14 protein-coding genes are annotated in these 17,254 nt (G+C 51.5%); 6 read left to right on the top strand and 8 right to left on the bottom strand.

Annotation, left to right across the window (positions count from 1 at the left end; all coding sequences use genetic code 11):
* Positions 1–65 precede the first annotated feature (65 nt).
* Positions 66–3,170 (bottom strand): efflux RND transporter permease subunit, encoded by a 3,105-nt coding sequence (locus tag ABC502_RS01380; protein ID WP_330088052.1) that lies wholly within the window; start codon positions 3,168–3,170, stop codon positions 66–68.
* 3 nt (positions 3,171–3,173) lie between these two features.
* Positions 3,174–4,226, bottom strand: coding sequence for an efflux RND transporter periplasmic adaptor subunit (locus ABC502_RS01375; RefSeq protein WP_330088053.1), 1,053 nt, complete (start codon positions 4,224–4,226; stop codon positions 3,174–3,176).
* Between the two features lie 192 nt (positions 4,227–4,418).
* Between ABC502_RS01375 and ABC502_RS01370 the strand changes: the two genes are divergently transcribed.
* The 6 genes from ABC502_RS01370 (at position 4,419) to ABC502_RS01345 (ending at position 10,418) form a co-directional block, all read left to right on the top strand.
* Positions 4,419–5,120 carry a DUF2982 domain-containing protein gene (locus ABC502_RS01370; RefSeq protein WP_330088054.1) on the top strand — a complete coding sequence of 234 codons (702 nt, stop codon included), beginning with the start codon at positions 4,419–4,421 and terminating at the stop codon, positions 5,118–5,120.
* Positions 5,121–5,187: 67 nt separating this feature from the next.
* Complete coding sequence (locus ABC502_RS01365; RefSeq protein ID WP_330088055.1) at positions 5,188–5,523, top strand: hypothetical protein; 336 nt, start codon at positions 5,188–5,190, stop codon at positions 5,521–5,523.
* A gap of 99 nt (positions 5,524–5,622) precedes the next feature.
* Positions 5,623–7,299 carry a FapA family protein gene (locus ABC502_RS01360; RefSeq protein ID WP_345914661.1) on the top strand — a complete coding sequence of 559 codons (1,677 nt, stop codon included), beginning with the start codon at positions 5,623–5,625 and terminating at the stop codon, positions 7,297–7,299.
* A 104-nt stretch (positions 7,300–7,403) separates the two neighbouring features.
* Positions 7,404–9,053, top strand: coding sequence for a DUF1566 domain-containing protein (locus ABC502_RS01355; protein ID WP_345914660.1), 1,650 nt, complete (start codon positions 7,404–7,406; stop codon positions 9,051–9,053).
* A gap of 11 nt (positions 9,054–9,064) precedes the next feature.
* Entirely contained in the window at positions 9,065–9,574 is a 510-nt protein-coding gene (locus tag ABC502_RS01350) for a DUF1566 domain-containing protein (protein WP_345914659.1), read from the top strand.
* An 85-nt stretch (positions 9,575–9,659) separates the two neighbouring features.
* A complete protein-coding gene (locus tag ABC502_RS01345; protein ID WP_330088059.1) occupies positions 9,660–10,418 on the top strand; it encodes a DUF2884 family protein in 759 nt (252 codons plus the stop codon).
* Between the two features lie 5 nt (positions 10,419–10,423).
* Here the strand turns inward: ABC502_RS01345 and ABC502_RS01340 are convergent, their stop codons facing one another.
* The 6 genes from ABC502_RS01340 to ABC502_RS01315 form a co-directional block, all read right to left on the bottom strand.
* Positions 10,424–12,370: an SUMF1/EgtB/PvdO family nonheme iron enzyme gene (locus tag ABC502_RS01340; RefSeq protein WP_345914658.1), complete on the bottom strand. Its 1,947-nt coding sequence runs from the start codon at positions 12,368–12,370 to the stop codon at positions 10,424–10,426.
* Positions 12,371–12,567: 197 nt separating this feature from the next.
* Positions 12,568–14,412, bottom strand: coding sequence for a DUF885 domain-containing protein (locus ABC502_RS01335; protein WP_345914657.1), 1,845 nt, complete (start codon positions 14,410–14,412; stop codon positions 12,568–12,570).
* A 9-nt stretch (positions 14,413–14,421) separates the two neighbouring features.
* A complete protein-coding gene (hemW, locus tag ABC502_RS01330) occupies positions 14,422–15,564 on the bottom strand; it encodes a radical SAM family heme chaperone HemW (RefSeq protein ID WP_345914656.1) in 1,143 nt (380 codons plus the stop codon).
* Positions 15,561–16,169 (bottom strand): RdgB/HAM1 family non-canonical purine NTP pyrophosphatase, encoded by a 609-nt coding sequence (gene rdgB / locus ABC502_RS01325; protein ID WP_345914655.1) that lies wholly within the window; start codon positions 16,167–16,169, stop codon positions 15,561–15,563. The genes hemW and rdgB overlap by 4 nt, the downstream gene beginning before the upstream one ends.
* Before the next feature lie 7 nt (positions 16,170–16,176).
* Positions 16,177–16,593, bottom strand: a complete 417-nt coding sequence (locus ABC502_RS01320) for a DUF4426 domain-containing protein (protein WP_345914654.1) — start codon at positions 16,591–16,593, stop codon at positions 16,177–16,179.
* Positions 16,594–16,692: 99 nt separating this feature from the next.
* Positions 16,693–17,235 carry a YggT family protein gene (locus tag ABC502_RS01315; RefSeq protein ID WP_330088065.1) on the bottom strand — a complete coding sequence of 181 codons (543 nt, stop codon included), beginning with the start codon at positions 17,233–17,235 and terminating at the stop codon, positions 16,693–16,695.
* Positions 17,236–17,254 lie beyond the last annotated feature (19 nt).

Here is a 17,254-nt window from a genome sequence, read left to right as displayed (position 1 = left end):
CTGCTGTGGAGGTGGCTTCTGCCGTGTTGGATTTTCGGGCCCAATCCCGGGCCCGTGTTCCTTGGTTAATGCTTCTCTGGCCCTGCTTCTGCTTCCAGCACTTCCAGCTCTTTGGCCAGTCGTTTTGGTGAACCGGTGTTACGCGCCAGGGCAATGTACATCACTGGCACCACATAAAGTGTCAGCAGCGTTGCCAGGGCGACACCAGAGAAGATAACCGTACCAATCACCATCCGGCTCTCCGAGCCAGGCCCTGATGCCAGAATTAATGGCAGGCTGCTCATGGCGGTGGTAAAGGCCGTCATGGTAATAGGACGCAGACGTTGCACCGCTGCACGGCGCACTGCATCTTCAAAGGCAACGCCGGCATCACGCAGCTGGTTGGCAAACTCGACAATCAGAATACCATTTTTTGCCACCAGACCTATCAGCATCACCAGGCCTATCTGACTGTAAATATTCAGCGTCATACCCGAGAAATAGAGACCGGCCAGGGCACCCACCAGACCAAGCGGCACCGTAATCATAATCACCAAAGGGTGAATAAAGCTTTCGAACTGTGCAGCCAGTACCAGATAGGTGATCAGCAAAGCCAGTAAAAAGACCAGGGCCGTGGCATCGCCACTTTCCTGATACAGCTGCGACTCGCCCTTATAATCAATGCTGACATGATCATCAATTTCCGTGCGAACAATATTCTCCAGGTACGCCAGTGCTTCCCCCAAGCTGTAGCCTGCGGCCATATTACCGCTGATGGTTATGGCCCGCATCCGGTTGTAACGGTTCAGGCTGGAAGCTGTGGCTTCTTCGCGTAAGCTCACCAGGTTATCCAATGGGATCAACTGATTGGAGGTTGACGAGCGGATATAGACATTGCTGATGGTCGATGGCGAACGGAAGTCGTCATCCCAGCCTTCCAGTAAGACGTCGTATTCACGGCCACGGTCTAAAAAGGTGGTGACACGGCGTCCACCCAGCATGGCTTCCAACGAACGGCCAATGGCACCAATGGAGACCCCTAAGTCTGCTGCTCGTTCAACATCAATATCAACCAGCACCTGAGGCACAGTTTCCCGATAATCATGATCCAGCATCAACAAGTTTGGATTCTCTGCTGCTTTTTCCAGCACGATATCACGCCAGCGGGCCAGTTCTTCATAGGTATTGCCTTGCAGCACAAACTGGATGGGCCGGCCACCGCCGCCGCCGCCACCAAGGCCACTGCGCATAAAGGTAAAGGCACGGATATCTGGCAGCTCATTCAGCTTTGCCCGTACTTCCCCCATCAGTTCTTCAGTACGGCGGTGATCGTTGTGCCAGTTCTCTGAGCCGACGATGGCGATACCACCGGCATTGCCCCAGCCAGGTACCCGGATCAACAGGCGGTTGAACTCGCCACGCTCGTAGTAGGGGAGCAGTACGTCTTCGACCAGGCTCATATTGCGGCTGTTGCTGCTGTAGCTGGCACCCTCTGCGCCATTCATACTGACAAAGAAAGTACCTCTGTCTTCGGTGGGGGCTAATTCAGAGGGCAGTAAACGCAGGAGCATGACACTGGATGCCAGGCAAAGCGCCACCAGCGCAATCACCGGCCAGCGGCTTTTGGTCACGACTTTCAGTTGATTGGTATAGCCAGACTCCAGTTTTTGGAAACCGACATGCAACCAGTTGCCTAGTTTGCTTTCGCGCTTTCGGTGGCTGAGTATTTTGCTGCACAGCATTGGCGACAGGGTAAGGGCTACAATGCTGGAGAAAGCGACAGCCGCCGCTACAGCCAGGGCAAACTCGGTAAATAAGCGCCCAATTTGGCCTTCCATAAACACCAGCGGCACAAAGACTGAAATCAGTACCAGAGTGGTGGCGATAACCGCGAAACCTACTTCGCGGGCACCCCGATAGGCGGCCAGTAGGGGCGGTTCTCCTTGCTCAATACGACGGTAGATGTTTTCCAGCACCACGATGGAGTCATCGACCACCAGGCCAATAGCCAATACCATGGCTAACAGGGTGAGCAGGTTGATGGAAAAGCCCAGTGCGTACAGGACAGTAACAGCAGAAATCAGCGCCACAGGTACCGTAATGGCTGGAATAAAGGTGGCGCGGACATTGCCAAGAAACAGATAAATCACCAGCACCACCATGCTCATGGCAATGGCAAGGGTGCGGTAGACTTCTTTGATCGACTCTGAAATAAATAATGATGAGTCGTAACCTGGCTCTATGGTGGTCCCGGCAGGCAGGTTCTGTTTGATCCGCTCCATCTCTGCTCGGGCATTGCGCACCACCTCCAGCGTATTGGCTGTAGACTGTTTTACAATGCCTATACCCAGTACGTTGCGGCCATCACTGCGAAACTCGCTTTCTTCATCCTCGGAAGACAGCACGACATGGGCTACTTCACCCAGTCGTACCAGATAGTTGTTGGCCCCGCGTTTCACAACCAGATTGCGAAAGTCTTGCTGGGTTAAGAAGGTTCTGCTAACCCGGACGGTAAAGTCCCGGTCAATGGATTTGATGTTGCCAGCCGGTAATTCGACATTCTCACTGCGCAGCACGTTCTCAATGTCTTGAATCGTGACCTGGCGTGAGGCCATCGCCTCCTGATCGAGCCAAATACGCATGGCATAGCGCCGTGAGCCACCAAGACGCAGGTTGGCTACGCCATCCACTACAGAAAAGCGTTCTACGATATTTCTGTCGGCGTAATCGGTGAGTTCCAGCGAGGTCATGGTTTCACTGTTCAGCACAAACCAAACCACCACATCATCGTCATCACTGGCTTTGAACACTTCGGGAGGAAAGGCTTGATCCGGCAAGTTATTCAGCGCTCTGGAAACCCTTTCGCGGACATCGTTGGAGGCAGCATCAATGTCGCGACTAATATTGAACTCTATGGTGATATTAGAGCGGCCATTGCGGCTGGTGGAGTTAATGCTTTTGATGCCTTCCACACCGCTGATGCGATCTTCCAGCAATTGCGTGATTCTGGACTCGACGATTTCAGCGGATGCACCAGGATAGACCGTACTAATACTAACCACAGGACGATCAATGCTGGGGTATTCCCGCAACGGTAGCATGGTAAAGCAAACGATACCGAAGGTGAGCAGCAGCAAGTTGACAACGGTAGCAAAGACCGGACGCTTTACAGACAGATCGGATAACAGCATCTTTTACTCCACCCGGCTGATAGTAACGCCAGTGCGTACTTTTTGTACGCCTTCGATGATGATTTCATCCCCCTGTGTCAGGCCGGTTAAAATTTCAACCCAGCCAGGGATGCGTTCACCAATGGTCACTTCAACTTGAGTGACTTTGTTGTCTTCACCCACTTTGAAGACATATTGCCGATTTTGCAGTGGCACCAGAGCATTTTCCGGTACCATCAATGTATCCTGATTGTCCAGTGTTACCCTGACATCCAACAGCATGCCGGGACGTAAACGCAAGTCCTGGTTATCGATCATGCCATGCACTCTGACTGAGCGGGTAACCGGATCAAGTCGAGGGTCGATGGCTTTGATCTCGCCATTAAACTCAACCTGCCGGTAGGCAACGTTGCTGATGGCAATGGGCATTCCTACTGCCAGTTCGGCGATAAAGCGTTCAGACACATTAAACTCGACCCGTAATCGGGAGATATCGTCCAGCGTAGTTATGACGCTGCCACTGTTGACGTAAGCGCCCTGACTGACTGAGCGCAAGCCGAGGACGCCATTAAAAGGAGCCCGGATGGTCATTTGCCGCAAGCGGGATTCGGCACTTTCCAGTTGCGCCAAAGTGGTATTGACCCGGGTTTGTTGTTCGTCCAGCATGGATTGAGCCGTGGCCTGAGTGGCTGCCAGATTTTTCAAACGCTCCAGCTGGCGTTGCTGTTCGGTCAGTTGTGCTTGCAGTTCTGCAACTCTGGCGCGTTGCTCTACATCATTGAGCCGGGCAATCACCTCACCCTGGCTTACCGGACGACCTTCAATCACATTCAGATAGGTCAGGTACTCACTGCTGGATGCAATCAGTTCTACGGAGTTATTGGCAAGACCGGTCCCTAAGGCGGATACTTGCCTGACGAGTGGCCTGGTATCGGCATGGGTTGTTTTCACTGCAACCGTCTGTGCTGGCGGGCGCTGACCATTTGCTTCCTGCTGCGTCTGGTAAAATAAATAGCCGGAAAACAGGATCAAACCTGCCAGCAGCAAAAGAATAAGACCCGAATAATTCTTGACCACAATCACTCCAATACGTAAAAAAGCAGAACCATGGCTATTGTATGTAAATTAGCGCCAGATGGATGTCTCGTTGTCGCAGAGCAAGCTGCGTTGGTCGTATAAAGCACAGAGTGCACTGAGACAGAGCACCGATGGCAAGCCCTCGAGAAATACAGTATAGTTGCTGCCATGGTAAATTTTGGGTGTTGCTCTATGTTGCAAAAAGCAGGACCGCCACAAGCAGGTAATGATGGTACTTTAATGCAGTTTAAAGCCAGTGGTAACGAAGGTGGCGCTAAAACCATGCTGTACAGTGCAGCTATTTTTGCATTATTGGTGTTGTATTCCTGGTGGTTTGCTGAGCAGGCCAGCCCTGTGCTGGCGATTTGCTTTATTGCTGCTTCTGTTGGGATCTATGCCGGTTGGGCCAAGCTGGCAGAGCCGTTGCATGGTATCGTGTGTGATGAAGCTGGCGTGCATTATCACCATAAGAAAGGAAGTTGGCTGTTACCCTGGGCGGCTTTTTCGCATTGCAGCCCGCAGCCAGATGTGGAACAGGAAGTGAATTACATTGCTTTCAAAGTCACTGATATGCATGCATTCTTACAGCATTTACCGCTACGCCTTGCTATTAAATTGATGATGGAACAGCGGGCACTTTGGTTTGCTGTGCTGAAAGAAAAATGCCCGCAAGGGCAGTGTGCGACTGAATGGCTGGCAGAAAAAGACCGGTTCTCAACGCCAGAGCAGCAATACGACGGTGTGAAAGCCATGTTTGCCAATCGAATGCAACGATTTGGTGGCTTTTGTGGTTTTGAGCTTTTTATTCCAGTGAACGCCATTGATGTGACGGCGGAAGAGTTTTGCAAACAAGTAAATCAGCTGCGGTTGCAGCAATTAAGTGACAGACCATAAGCTAGACAGTTGAGTTTGGCTGTATCATAATGAATTAAATTAGTTCTGTGAAGTCAGGTGACTATGAATGAATAATTTCGAAAAAGCGTTTTTAGTGAGCGGCCGCAACACCATCATCCACAAACAAAAGAAAGTAGACCTGATCATTATAAATGATGATGAAGATCCGCCGTTGATTGTTTCCCGTCATGGTGTTAAGCCTTTTACCGAGACGGTACCTGCCAATAAGGCTGAGGCCAAAGACCGTTATATGGAAATTGTCGATATCTCCAGTACCGATGTATTTGGTGAGTGTAAAACGCTGTTATTTGTCCAGGCTCTGAACAACAAAGAGTACAAGATCGACTACAGCAAACCCAATACACCGCTCTTTATCCGGGTGCATCAGGATAACTACATTTAATTACTTATTTGCCCTGTCCAAACAAGGTACAGGGCTTGCCTTTCCTCCAATTATTTGTTTCATTAGTCACTATCTGACTCTTCGTTGTGCGATGGTGCTGTGAGCGACATTCAAATCAGTTTTAAAGAAAAAGAGCAACAAGTCCATGCTGTTGTGGCGGTGGTTGAAACGCCATTAACTAAAGAGCTTCTGCAACAAGCTTTGCAACAAGCGGGCTATAGCCGCTGTAAGCTGGTGCCAGAGCAAATAAAGAATCTGCTGACCCACTATGAGCAGGAACAACAAAAAGTTAAAGAAAAACTGCAAGCTCCGCATAGCAAAGAGCTGAGTTACGCTGTGGCGGAAAAAATAGACGCTGAGCTTTTCTTTACGATAGCGGACGATAAGATGACCGCTTCGGCGCACATTACCGCTGCTTATGGTGGAGCTCCTGTGTCGGCTAATGCGCTGGTCAAAGCGGCACAAAAAGAAGGCATCGTGTTTGGTTTTATTAAAAATAATATCATTCACCTGGTGGCTCAGGCGGCGAAGGTGGATGCTGGTACTAAACTTAAGCATACCATTGCGCAGGGGCGCGCTATCCAACAAGGCGAGAACTCGCGGTTCGAGCCCCTGATCCAGGCGATGGAGAGTCGCCGTAATCGCCCAGTCATCAATCCGGATGATAAGAAAGCCGATCTACGTGATTTTGGTGTGATCCCTTCCATTGCTGCCGGTGAACCTTTGATGCGGCGTCACCCACCAACCCCAGGAAAAGAAGGGATGACGGTCACTGGCGAAGCGCTGCCCGCCATGCCTGGTTTGACAGTGGAGTGGAATCTGGGGGAGGGGGTTGGTTTATCTTCGGACGATCCGGACCTGTTGCAAGCAACCAAAGATGGTTTGCCACGCGTGATCGAAGCCGGGGCCACCGTGGATGATGTATTCAGTGTGAAAGAGGTTGATAACAGCACTGGGCATATTATTTTTAAAGGTTCTGTGGTGGTAGCCGGGGATGTTCATGAAAGCATGAAGGTCATTGCCGGGGGCAATATTTTTGTGAAAGGTATTGTTGAAGGCACCTTACTGGAAGCCGGCGGAGATATCACCATCCAGGGGGCCGTGATAGGGCACCAGATTTCTAACCCGGATGAGCAAAGTGAATACAGCACTGTGGTGCAGGCGAAAGGGGATGTGCAGTGCAATATGGCGCAATACGCTCGTTTTCGCTGTGGTGGCAACTTGTATGTCAACAAACAGCTGGTGCACAGTGCTGTGGAAGCCCGCATTGTGTTTGCTGGCCCTGAAGACAAGCCAACCGGCAAAATTATTGGTGGCAATTTTTACCTCGATCAAGGGGTTTATGCCGGGAGCCTGGGTGCCTTATCCATCAGCTCGATTGTGATTCGCTTGAATCGTTTAATAGACCCTATTGTGGAAAAACAAGAGGTACTCAAATCCAGTGTGGCCGGTTTAAAGACTGATATGGCGGCAGTGAAGGAGAAAATTGAGCAGTTTAAGAAGCTGGAAGGCAGTGCCGCTATTGAAGCCAGGCTGGAAGAGTTAAGCAGGGAATTTGAAGATTATCGCCGTACAGCGACTGAATTGATTGCGGATATTCGACTGCTGGAAGAGCAGCGCAAAGAGCTGTTGGCGAAGGCTGAGGTGGTTGCCCGCAACGAGCTTTTTTCTGCAGTTGAGGTGCAGTTTGATAAAGACATTATTCGTAGTCGTCGCGAATATGGACCATCCAAAATCCATATGGTTGGGGTTAAACCGGAGATAGAGCCACTGTAACTTAAATCCGGTCTGGCCTGAACCTTGCTTTACGACTTGTCTGAATGCTCTGATGCCAGCACGCCCTGCTGCAGGCATTGTTGATGGGAGTGGAGCCTTATCTCATGATGAACTATCGATGGATTCTGCTGGTTAGCCTGATGCTACTAGCTGCATGTGGTGGTAAAGGCTCTGAAGCGGAGAGCCTGGCCAGCGTCAATGCCGGGCCGGATCAGACTGTGCATGTCGGCGATACCCTGAATTTGATAGCCAGAGGCGATCCTTCCGGCGGCGAATTTACCTGGCGACAATTGTCAGGGCCAACACTTGCTGAGTTTCCATTGACTGGTGGTGCCGCCTCAGTGCTTTTGCCAGATAGCATGACACCAGCCCGCTTGGTGCTGGAAGTACAGTACCGTTTGCCGGATGGCAGGGTATTGACGGATCGGATGACTGTTGATGTGCAGCCTCGGGTCTCTGTTCCTGTGGCGCTGATTCAAAGTACTGCCGCCTCAGGTCAATGGCTGGCAACCGGAGCGATGGTGCTGCTGGACGGCAGTGATTCCTTCGATCCGGAAGGGCAAAGCCTTTCCTTCTCCTGGCAACAACTTGCAGGTGACAGCAACTGGTTACATGGTCAGGATCTGTCTCAACCAAGATTGGAACTGAAAGCGCCCTTGTTGGCTGCAGACAGCCGCTACCTGTTTGAACTTACGGTGCAAAATGATGCCGGACTCAGCGATCAAGCCACTATGGAGCTCTGGGTGCAGGGCAATGCTGCCGGTATTTATGCCGATGCTGGCGTGGATCAGACGGTGGTAGAATTTAAGCAGCATTGGCTGGATGGTGGTAACTCGGCATCCTTAGCTGGCCCCATTCGCTGCAGTTGGACACAAACCCAGGGAAATAGAGCTGTTTTAACCGATGCCTCGGACTGTCGGACAGACTTCGTGGTGCCAGATAGCCGGCAACAACCTGAACTGGTGTTTGAACTCCAGGTTCAGGATGACAGTGGGGCATCTGCCAGCGACACGGTGCGGTTCACAGTGCGTCCATCAGGCTTGCACTACAAAGCGGATACAGGCCAAAGACAGTGTTACGATCAGCTTGCGGCACTGCCATGTGACGATCAGGCCTATCCCCGTCAGGATGCAGACTTTGGGCGTGATGCCGTCGCCGATTTTCTGAATAAAATAGGCATTGGTCGCGCTGGTTTTGATTTTAGTAAGTTGGATGCTTTTGGTGATGAGTTGCCCCGGGATGCCACCGATTTTGTCTGTATTCGGGATAACGTCACTGGCCTTATCTGGGAGTTAAAAGAACCGGCCGCTGCCAGCCTGGCCAATGCGTCGCTTCGGGCAGCGAGCAATTACTACAGCTGGACCAGCGAGCAGGATGGCAATGGCGGAGAGCCTGGCCAGGCGGCTGCAGCACAGGATGGCTGTCCCAGCCAAAGTGATTGTGGTACTGCAACATACCTGGCTGAAGTGAATGCCATTTTGTACTGTGGCGGTGCAAACTGGCGGCTGCCTACCGTGACCGAATTAAATAGCCTGGTAGATTTTGGTCATACTCAGGTGCTGGATCCGATTATTTTTCAGCATGAACCTGCTGCATCCTTATTAGGTCACCGTTATTACTGGACCCGGCAAACCAGTGCCGAAGGAGGTGCTGGTCATGCAGCCTGGGTTATTAGCATGGACGATGGCAACGACAACTCCTTACCAAAACGGCAGGATAGTCGTGCTTTCATCCGCTTGGTGCGAAGCCCCTAAGGAGAGACTCTATGCGACCCTGTCTGATACTTTTGTTGCTAGCTGCTGGTTTGCTCCAGGCGCAACAAGCTTGTTTTAGTGATATTACCGCATCCAGTCCCGCCAGTGATTTTACGGTATTGCCAGGTGGCTTGGTGCATCAGCAAAGTACTGGCCTTACCTGGCAGCGTTGCTTGTACGGCCAGAGCTGGAATAGTGCCGGGCAGCGCTGCGATGGGACAGCCATCCGTTTGAGCTGGCAGGAAGCGCTGCAACAGAGCACACTGCTGCAACAACAAGGTGCTGTCTGGCGTTTGCCTGATGTCAAAGAAGCCATGCGTATTGTGGAACGCAGCTGCGTTGATCCTGCGATTCGGTTGAACATTTTCCCCAATGCCAACAGTGAAAATCTTTGGACCAGTACCACAGTGCAGGCCGTGCCAGCTGAAGCCTGGGCTATTGCCATGTACAGTGGTAAAAACAATCGCAAAGGCAAAGAACAGCAGCTGTACGTTCGTTTTGTGCACTTTTCCGATGAGTAGAGTACTGGCTGCGTTTTGTTGTGCTGAGTGACTTGGCAGAATAAGCTACTATTCTACAGAGCTGTATTGCGGGTGGGGTTGAGTTGTGAAGCGTATTATTAGTATGTGCCTGTTGCTTTGTGTCTGGTCGGTGCAAGCCCGTGATTGCAATATGGGTTTTGGCTATGGCCTGCTGATTTCACCCGAGCAGATCCGCATTATGAAGAATGACAGAACCTTGATGCAGATTAATCATGACGCTCAGCTGTTTATTCAGGGGGAGTGGCAGCAACTGACCGAGCAAGAAACAGCCCTAGTTACTGAGTATAGCCAGGGGTTGCGCAAATTTGTGCCTGAAATTGTTGGTATTGCTGTCGATGGGGTCGAGCTTGGCTTGTCTTCCATGGAGCGGATGTTATCCGGCGTCGGCAGTCGCTCACAGCAAGCTGAGTGGAACGATTTGATCAGGGAGACCACTTTTCAATTGTTATCCCGCTTTGTCCGCAGCGGCGATCATTTTTATCTTGCACCGCAAAGCCTGAACGAGCTAGAACACTTCTTAAATGGTGAGTTGAAGCCCCAGCTCAACAATCTGGCCAGGCACTCTTTTGGAGCTGTTTGGGAAGCGTTACGGGACACCTTACAGCACACCGATGCAAACTTCGAGCAAACCGATCCGCAGGAGTGGGATGCAGTTGGGCACCTGGTTGATCGCATCAATACTGGCCTGGAAGAAAAAGCCAGTCTGCTGGAAGAAAAAACAGCGTTATTCTGCCAGCGATTAAAAGAGCTCAATAGCATCGAGACGCAGCTGCAGCAACGACTACCGCAGCTACTGGCGTACGATGTGGTGGTCGAGAAATAACAGCGTTATTTCGCTTCATTCGCACTTATTGGCTGCATCAGGCGAAAGCCATTGTTACGATGACGTAAGGTTGCGTCGTAACTGCTGCGGTGGCTCACGCTGAGCTGTGCCTGGGTTGAGAGCCAGGTCCCACCCCGCAGGACACGACGTACACAATTTCCGCTCAGCCTGGGCTCTGTGGTAGCAACTGCCTGTTGGTAGTCGGCATTCCAGCAATCCTGCGTCCACTCCCATACATTGCCATGCATATCGTACAAGCCGAAGGCATTGGGGCTATAGGACATGACCGGCGCAGTGCCATCCAGCTGATTGCTGCATTCTCCACCACTGCGCCTGCCAAACCGGCCTTGTTCGCAACTGATGCTTTCCCCAAACTGATAGGGCGTGTGTTGACCTGCCCTGGCGGCATACTCCCATTCTACCTCCGATGGCAAACGAAAGGATTGACGGCTTGCTTGATTGAGCCAGGGGATAAACTCAGCAACAATTTCTTGATAACTGACATTCATTACCGGACGATTGCCTCGCCCCCAGCCTTCGTCACGAGGCCTGTGATTGCAACCACCCTGTTCAACGCAAGCATCCCACATTGCAAAGGTGACCTGGTGTGCCATCATCTGAAAACTGGGTACCTCGATGGTGCGGGTTGGCAACTCTTCTTCCGGGCAGTTGGTGCCAGAGCAGCCCATGATAAAATTGCCAGCGGGTATGGTGACAAGCTGATACAACTGCCGTGTTTCTTTGAGTCGTTGGCTTTCCAGTTGTGCCAGACGTTCCATACTGTGGTGCTGGTTTAGCAACTGTTTGTCTTCGGTCGATGGTTTGCTAAAGACATAAGTGACGGCGACCAGCAGCAAAGCTGCGGCTGCACCTGCACTGTATTGCAGAGTGCGAGGGGAGTCTGATGCGCTCTGCTCAGGTGTAGTCCTGGCTGGGACCGGGGTTGCAATCACAGCCGCCTCAGGCACAGTCTGAGCTGTATCCTTTTGCTCCGCCTTGATAGCTGGGGCTATGCGGTTAGACGCCGTTGGTTTGCTGGCAGGCATGGCTTTGCCATGCAGTATGGCCAGAACTTCGGTAATACTTTGTGGTCTGTCCTTTTGTCGTAATTGTACGCAAGCTGTAACAAGCTGAATGAGTGCATCGCTGTAGCCATTGCTTTGTGAAGACAGCTCTGGCAAAGGATCCACTTCATTATCGAGGATAGCGCTCAGTCGATCTTGTGCTAACGGCAGCTCCAGCCCGGTCATCAGCGAATACAATGTCATACCCAGGGCGTAAATGTCACTGGCAGGATTTAACTCTGACTTTTTCGACAGCAGCTCGGGTGCCAGGTAGGGATGAACCGATTCCAGTGACACTATGCCGGATAAGGTGCTGGTCTGGCCGATGCATTGCGCCTGCGCAAAGTGCGTAATGACCGGTGCCGATAGCTGTGGGACAAAAATATGTTTGGGTTGCAAGTCTAAATGCACTATACCTTTATTGTGCAGACATTGAACACCTTGCAGGATCGGAGTGATGAGTTGCTGAATGTCCGATTCGTCTAATTGTGTACTTGACCGTTGTTGCTGGTATTCCAACAGTGAGGGAGCGTCCAGCTTTTCATGCACACTCAGGACTGTCCCACCATGATGCAGGCAAGCCATAGTCCGGTTTAAATTTGGATGCTCGCATTCAAGTAAGAGCGAACAGATCCGGGCAAAGTTTTGGATACTGCTTTGCAGTGTTTCTGCTTTTGCTGCCTCAGTGGCACTTAAATCACGAAAGCTGCTGTGTCGTGTTGCTAAAGCTGCCGGGAAAAACTCGGTTAGTGTGACCAGTCGGTTGCTGCTGGTGCTGAGGGCTCGATAGTGAATGCTGATATCGTCGAAAGCCAGAGCCTTAACGATACTGTAATCCTGAATGGGAGAGCCGGTGGATAGAGGTACACGATTGTCTGTTATTTTCATTATACTCAGGACCCAAAAATGCCATGTAAATCCCTAATGTAGAAACAAAAATTCAGCTTTCCATGCATATTATTTAGTTAGTGTTATAACTCCTATTGCTGCAAAGACCAAGACTTTCTTAATAAAAAAAGGCGGGGGAGCCCCGCCTTACCCAGTAAGTTGTAGTTTTCAGTCAGAGCCAGTATGGCTAGCCAACTTTAATCTGCTGCCTCGATATAGGCATCGATCAGTTGTTCCAGCACATCCAGCGGGACGGCACCATTTCGTAGCACCACATCGTGGAATTCCCGAATATCAAAGCGCTCGCCAAGTTGCTCTTTGGCTTTCGCCCGGAGTTCCAGCAGTTTGATCATGCCAATTTTATATGCTGTAGCCTGTGCTGGCATCACAATATAACGCTCAATGGCTTTTTGTGCATCGCCCTCTGGATTAGGGGTATGCTCAACCAGGTAGGCGATGGCTTGTTCGCGGCTCCAGCCTTTGTGATGAATACCGGTATCGACTACCAGCCGGGCTGAACGCCATAGCTCCATCGCCAACCGGCCAAAGTCGGAGTAAGGGTCCTGGTACAAGCCAATTTCTTTTGGCAGCAGCTCGGTATAAAGTCCCCAGCCTTCGGTATAGGCGGTATAGCCACCAAAACGGCGAAAACGTGGGATCCCTTCCAGTTCCTGCTGAATCGCCAGTTGCATATGATGGCCAGGCAATCCTTCATGGTAGGCCAGGGCTTCCAACTGATAGAGCGGCATATCGCTCATGCGGTACAAATTGGCGTAGTAAATGCCTGGGCGACTACCGTCCATTGAAGGGCGCTGATAAAATGCTTTGCCGGCGGATTGCTCTCGAAATGGCTCGACTGCCCGCACTTCCATCTCTGCCTGTGGCAGGGTAAGGAAAAGCTCATTCAGTCGGGTCCGCATATGATCGATCACAGCGGTCGCTTGTTGCAGGTAGGCCTGACGGCCTTCTTCGGTATCCGGCAAGTAAAATTGCGGATCGCTGCGCATAAACTCGAAAAATTCCGCCAGTGAGCCATCGAACTCAACCTGCTGCATAATAAGGCGCATCTCCTGGTGGATCCGGGCCACATCGTCCAGGCCGATTTGATGGATTTGTTCGGCAGTCAACTGGGTGGTAGTCATGCGGTTCAGAGCATGTTGATAGTACGCGCGCCCATCCGGGAAACGCCAGACACCATCGTCATCGCCGGCTTTTTGCTCCAACTGCTGTAAGTAGGTAATCAGTTGTTGGTAAGCCGGTTTAACACTGGTTACTAATGCCAGCTCGGCCTCATTTAAAAGCAGCTGTTGTTCAGCCTGGGATAAAGGCAATGCGGTGACTTTACGCTGGAAATCGGCCCAGAGCACACTGTCGTCACCACCATCAAAAGGGGCTCCGGTAATCACATTACTGCTGTCCTGCACTACGTAGGGAAAGACAAAACGAGGAATGATAATGCCTTTTTCTGCCCGCTGTTCCAGTTGATTGATCAGTTGGGCAAACAGGGTGGGCACTGCATTTAAGCGGCTAATATAATCTTTGGCATCCTGTTCTGTTTCGATGTGATGCTGGTTTAACAGCGTGACTGGTACCTGCGTGTGGATCCCCCGCATTTGATTGACCGGGTAGCTGTACAGATGCCATTGCTCATTTTCCAGCCGTTGCTCCAGACGTTGTTTCATCAGTTGGTAGCTTAGTTCGGTTTGCTGATCCAGTGCCGGAGCATCGATGTCGGCAAGTAATGCCAGATGCTGACGGGTAAGTTCCAGATCTGCCAGCCGTCGCTGTTCGGATAAATCTTGCCAACGGTCTTTATTGGTCTTTAGGCCCAGTTGGGTTTGTCGCAGTGGGTTGGTTGCCAGTTCTTCATCAAAAATTTGTTCAAACAACGCATTGGCCCGTTCAGACTCCGTTTGCTGGCTGCTCTGCTGGCTGTTTGCTGTTGTTGAGCTGTGGCTGCCGGGTTGGGGAGGCTCGCAACCGGTGAGTACACTTAGACTTATGGCGAGGGCCAGACTGGTCAGGCGGTATGATCTGAGCATCTTGATTCCTTAGATAAAGTGGGTCAGCAGATCATTCAGGTAACGGGCTCCTTTAGAGCTGATCTGCCAATGATCTGTTTGCTGCTGAAGTAACTCTAGCTTAATGGCCTGTTGGATGGCTGCCGAGGTAGTTTCGACCGGCAGGCCGGTGTACGCGGTAAAGTCACTAATCGGGCAGGGCTCCAGCAGCCGGAAACGGTTCATAAAAAACTCAAAAGGTAGCTCGTCGGCTGCGACAATACGCTGATGATCCAAGTAGGAGCGAGTCAGATCCATGTAGCCTTTGGGGTGTTTAATCTTGCTGGTGCGCAAAATGCTATTGCTCTTTGGCAGGGTAATTTTGCCATGGGCGCCACAACCAATGCCGAGGTAGTCACCAAACCGCCAGTAATTCAGGTTGTGCTGGCATTGATGGCCGGCTTTGGCATAGGCCGAAGTTTCGTACTGCTGATAGCCATGTGCCTGCAACAGTTGATGCCCATGCTCCTGGATCTCCCATAGCAGTTCGTCCTCTGGCAGCACCGGTGGCCTGGAGGCAAAAGCAGTATTGGGCTCGATGGTTAACTGGTACCAGGATAAATGAGGCGGCTCTAAAGCGATGGCTTGCTGCAAATCGGCCATGGCATCGGCCAGGCTTTGGCCGGGCAGGCCATGCATTAAATCCAGGTTAAAACTGTGCAGGGGGAGTTTGGCTGCCAGCTGTGCTGCCTGAATGGCCTCGCTGCTGCTATGGATCCGGCCAAGTGCAGTAAGCTGTGTCTGCTGAAAACTTTGCACACCAATCGAGAAGCGGGTTACGCCAGCTGCAACATAACCAGCAAAGCGCTCAGCCTCAAAGGTGCCGGGGTTGGCTTCCATCGTCACTTCGCAGTCATCGGCCAGTTGCACGCGGCTACGGACACCAGCCAGCAGTCGTGCTATGCCAGCGGCTGTAAACACACTGGGAGTACCGCCGCCGATAAAAATACTTTGAATAGCACGGTCCTGCACCCAGGACAGATCCTGCGTTAAATCATCCAACAAATGGCTGATGTATTCCTGCTCCGGAATGCCTTGCTTCACGGCGTGGGAGTTAAAGTCGCAGTAAGGACATTTTTGGATGCACCAGGGAATATGAATGTACAGCGATAAGGGCGGTAGTTGCAGGCTCAAGAGATCAGGTATCCCTGTTGTTGCAACTGGCTTAGCAACTGGCGCAGTGCCTGGCCGCGATGACTGAGTTGCTGTTTTTGTGCTTTACTGAGCTCTGCAGCAGTGCAGTTCAGTTCAGGCAGATAAAACACTGGATCGTAGCCAAAGCCACCCTGACCTTGTGGTTGCTGATGAATGACCCCTTGCCAGCGGCCATGGCTGATTAAAGGCGTTGGATCTTCGGCATGGCGCATAAACACCAGTACACAATGAAATTGAGCCAGGCGTTGTTGCTTTGGTACGTCGTTCAGTGCTTGCAGCAGTTTGTGGACGTTGTCGGTATCGCTGGCCCCTTCGCCGGCGAAGCGGGCTGAGTAGATACCCGGAGCCCCTCTGAGCGCATCGACCGCTAAGCCTGAATCATCAGCAATGGCTGGCAAACCAGTATGAAGAGCGGCATGCCGGGCTTTGATAATGGCATTTTCGACAAAGCTTAGCCCTGTTTCATCGGCATCGGCCAGCTTAAACTCACTCTGGGGGGTTACCGTGCAGGCAAATGGAGCCAGCATGGCAGCAAGCTCGGTGACTTTACCAGGGTTGCCTGTGGCTAAAACAAGTTGTTTCATGGGGTACTCAATCGATGTAGTAAGTGTGTTCAAAGTGCAAGCGTTGTTGTTCATTGCCTTGTTGCAACTGAATATCAAAGCGCCACAACTCTTCGTTGCGGATGGTTAGCGGGGCGAAGTAGTATATAGCAGCGCCATCCCGGACTTGTTGGAAACGCAAGGTACGTTGTTGCCCGAGCAAGTTACGGGCTGTGCCGGTCACATTGACCGGCTGAGCGCTCTGATCATCACTGCTAAGGACCGTTAGATTCACAATACCGGTAAACCGGCTGCGTTCGATACCGTAACTGCGTGCTACTTCGGGGGTTAAAAAGGTAGCATTAAAGGCCAGGTAATGGACATCCCAGGGGCCTAAGCTTTGTTTTTGCTCGGCGACAGCAAAGCAACTTAACAGCGAAAAAACACAGGCCAGCCAGATTTTCATACACACCTCGTTCATGTCAGGCAGGGGGGGATAAAGTATAGCTGAAACCCTCTGTGCTGTCGCAGCGCAAACTGGTAAGACAGCACAGCAGGTCAGGCTTTAGAAGCCCCGTAACACATCGGCTAGCAGGATTTGCACAAACTGCAGTGCAATTAAGGCCACCAGCACCGATAAATCCAGGCCACCCATGGGTGGGATCACCCGGCGGATTGGCCGTAGCAGCGGCTCAGTTAATTGATGCATCACCAGTTCAATGGGATTACGGCCCTGACTGAACCAGCTAAGAATGGCGCGGATTACCAAAATCCAGAACACCAGGCTAAGGCTTTCTTTCAGTAAAATCAGTACACCGGCAACCAGGGCATGGCTTAGTACGATGCCACCTAACAACAGTTGTTGCAACACCAGCATTTTAACAACAGCTACCAGCCAGGCCAGTACCAGAGTGGCAGTATCCAGCGGCCCAAGGCTTGGGATCACTTTGCGCAGCGGCAACACCAACGGATTGGTTGCTTTGACGATAAACTGACTGAACGGATTGTAAAAATCTGCCCGGGCCAACTGCAGCCATAGCCGAAGTACCACCACCATCAGGTAGAGGTTAAAGCCGGTATTGATTAAAAAAAACAGCGCGTTATTCATAGCGTCCCCAAAAGTTTTT

It is taken from the genome of Alkalimonas sp. NCh-2 (assembly GCF_039631345.1).
GTDB classification, from domain to species: Bacteria; Pseudomonadota; Gammaproteobacteria; order Enterobacterales; family Alteromonadaceae; genus Alkalimonas; species Alkalimonas mucilaginosa.
The sequence above is the reverse complement of the archived record's forward strand: the minus strand, read 5'-3'. Positions and strand labels throughout refer to the sequence as shown.

Coding starts and splice junctions, on each gene's coding strand:
- ABC502_RS01380 (WP_330088052.1), bottom strand. CDS start 3,170: ATGCTGTTATCCGATCTGTCTGTAAAGCGTCCGGTCTTTGCTACCGTT.
- ABC502_RS01370 (WP_330088054.1), top strand. CDS start 4,419: ATGTTGCAAAAAGCAGGACCGCCACAAGCAGGTAATGATGGTACTTTA.
- ABC502_RS01365 (WP_330088055.1), top strand. CDS start 5,188: ATGAATAATTTCGAAAAAGCGTTTTTAGTGAGCGGCCGCAACACCATC.
- ABC502_RS01355 (WP_345914660.1), top strand. CDS start 7,404: ATGATGAACTATCGATGGATTCTGCTGGTTAGCCTGATGCTACTAGCT.
- ABC502_RS01350 (WP_345914659.1), top strand. CDS start 9,065: ATGCGACCCTGTCTGATACTTTTGTTGCTAGCTGCTGGTTTGCTCCAG.
- ABC502_RS01340 (WP_345914658.1), bottom strand. CDS start 12,370: ATGAAAATAACAGACAATCGTGTACCTCTATCCACCGGCTCTCCCATT.
- ABC502_RS01335 (WP_345914657.1), bottom strand. CDS start 14,412: ATGCTCAGATCATACCGCCTGACCAGTCTGGCCCTCGCCATAAGTCTA.
- rdgB (WP_345914655.1), bottom strand. CDS start 16,169: ATGAAACAACTTGTTTTAGCCACAGGCAACCCTGGTAAAGTCACCGAG.
- ABC502_RS01320 (WP_345914654.1), bottom strand. CDS start 16,593: ATGAAAATCTGGCTGGCCTGTGTTTTTTCGCTGTTAAGTTGCTTTGCT.
- ABC502_RS01315 (WP_330088065.1), bottom strand. CDS start 17,235: ATGAATAACGCGCTGTTTTTTTTAATCAATACCGGCTTTAACCTCTAC.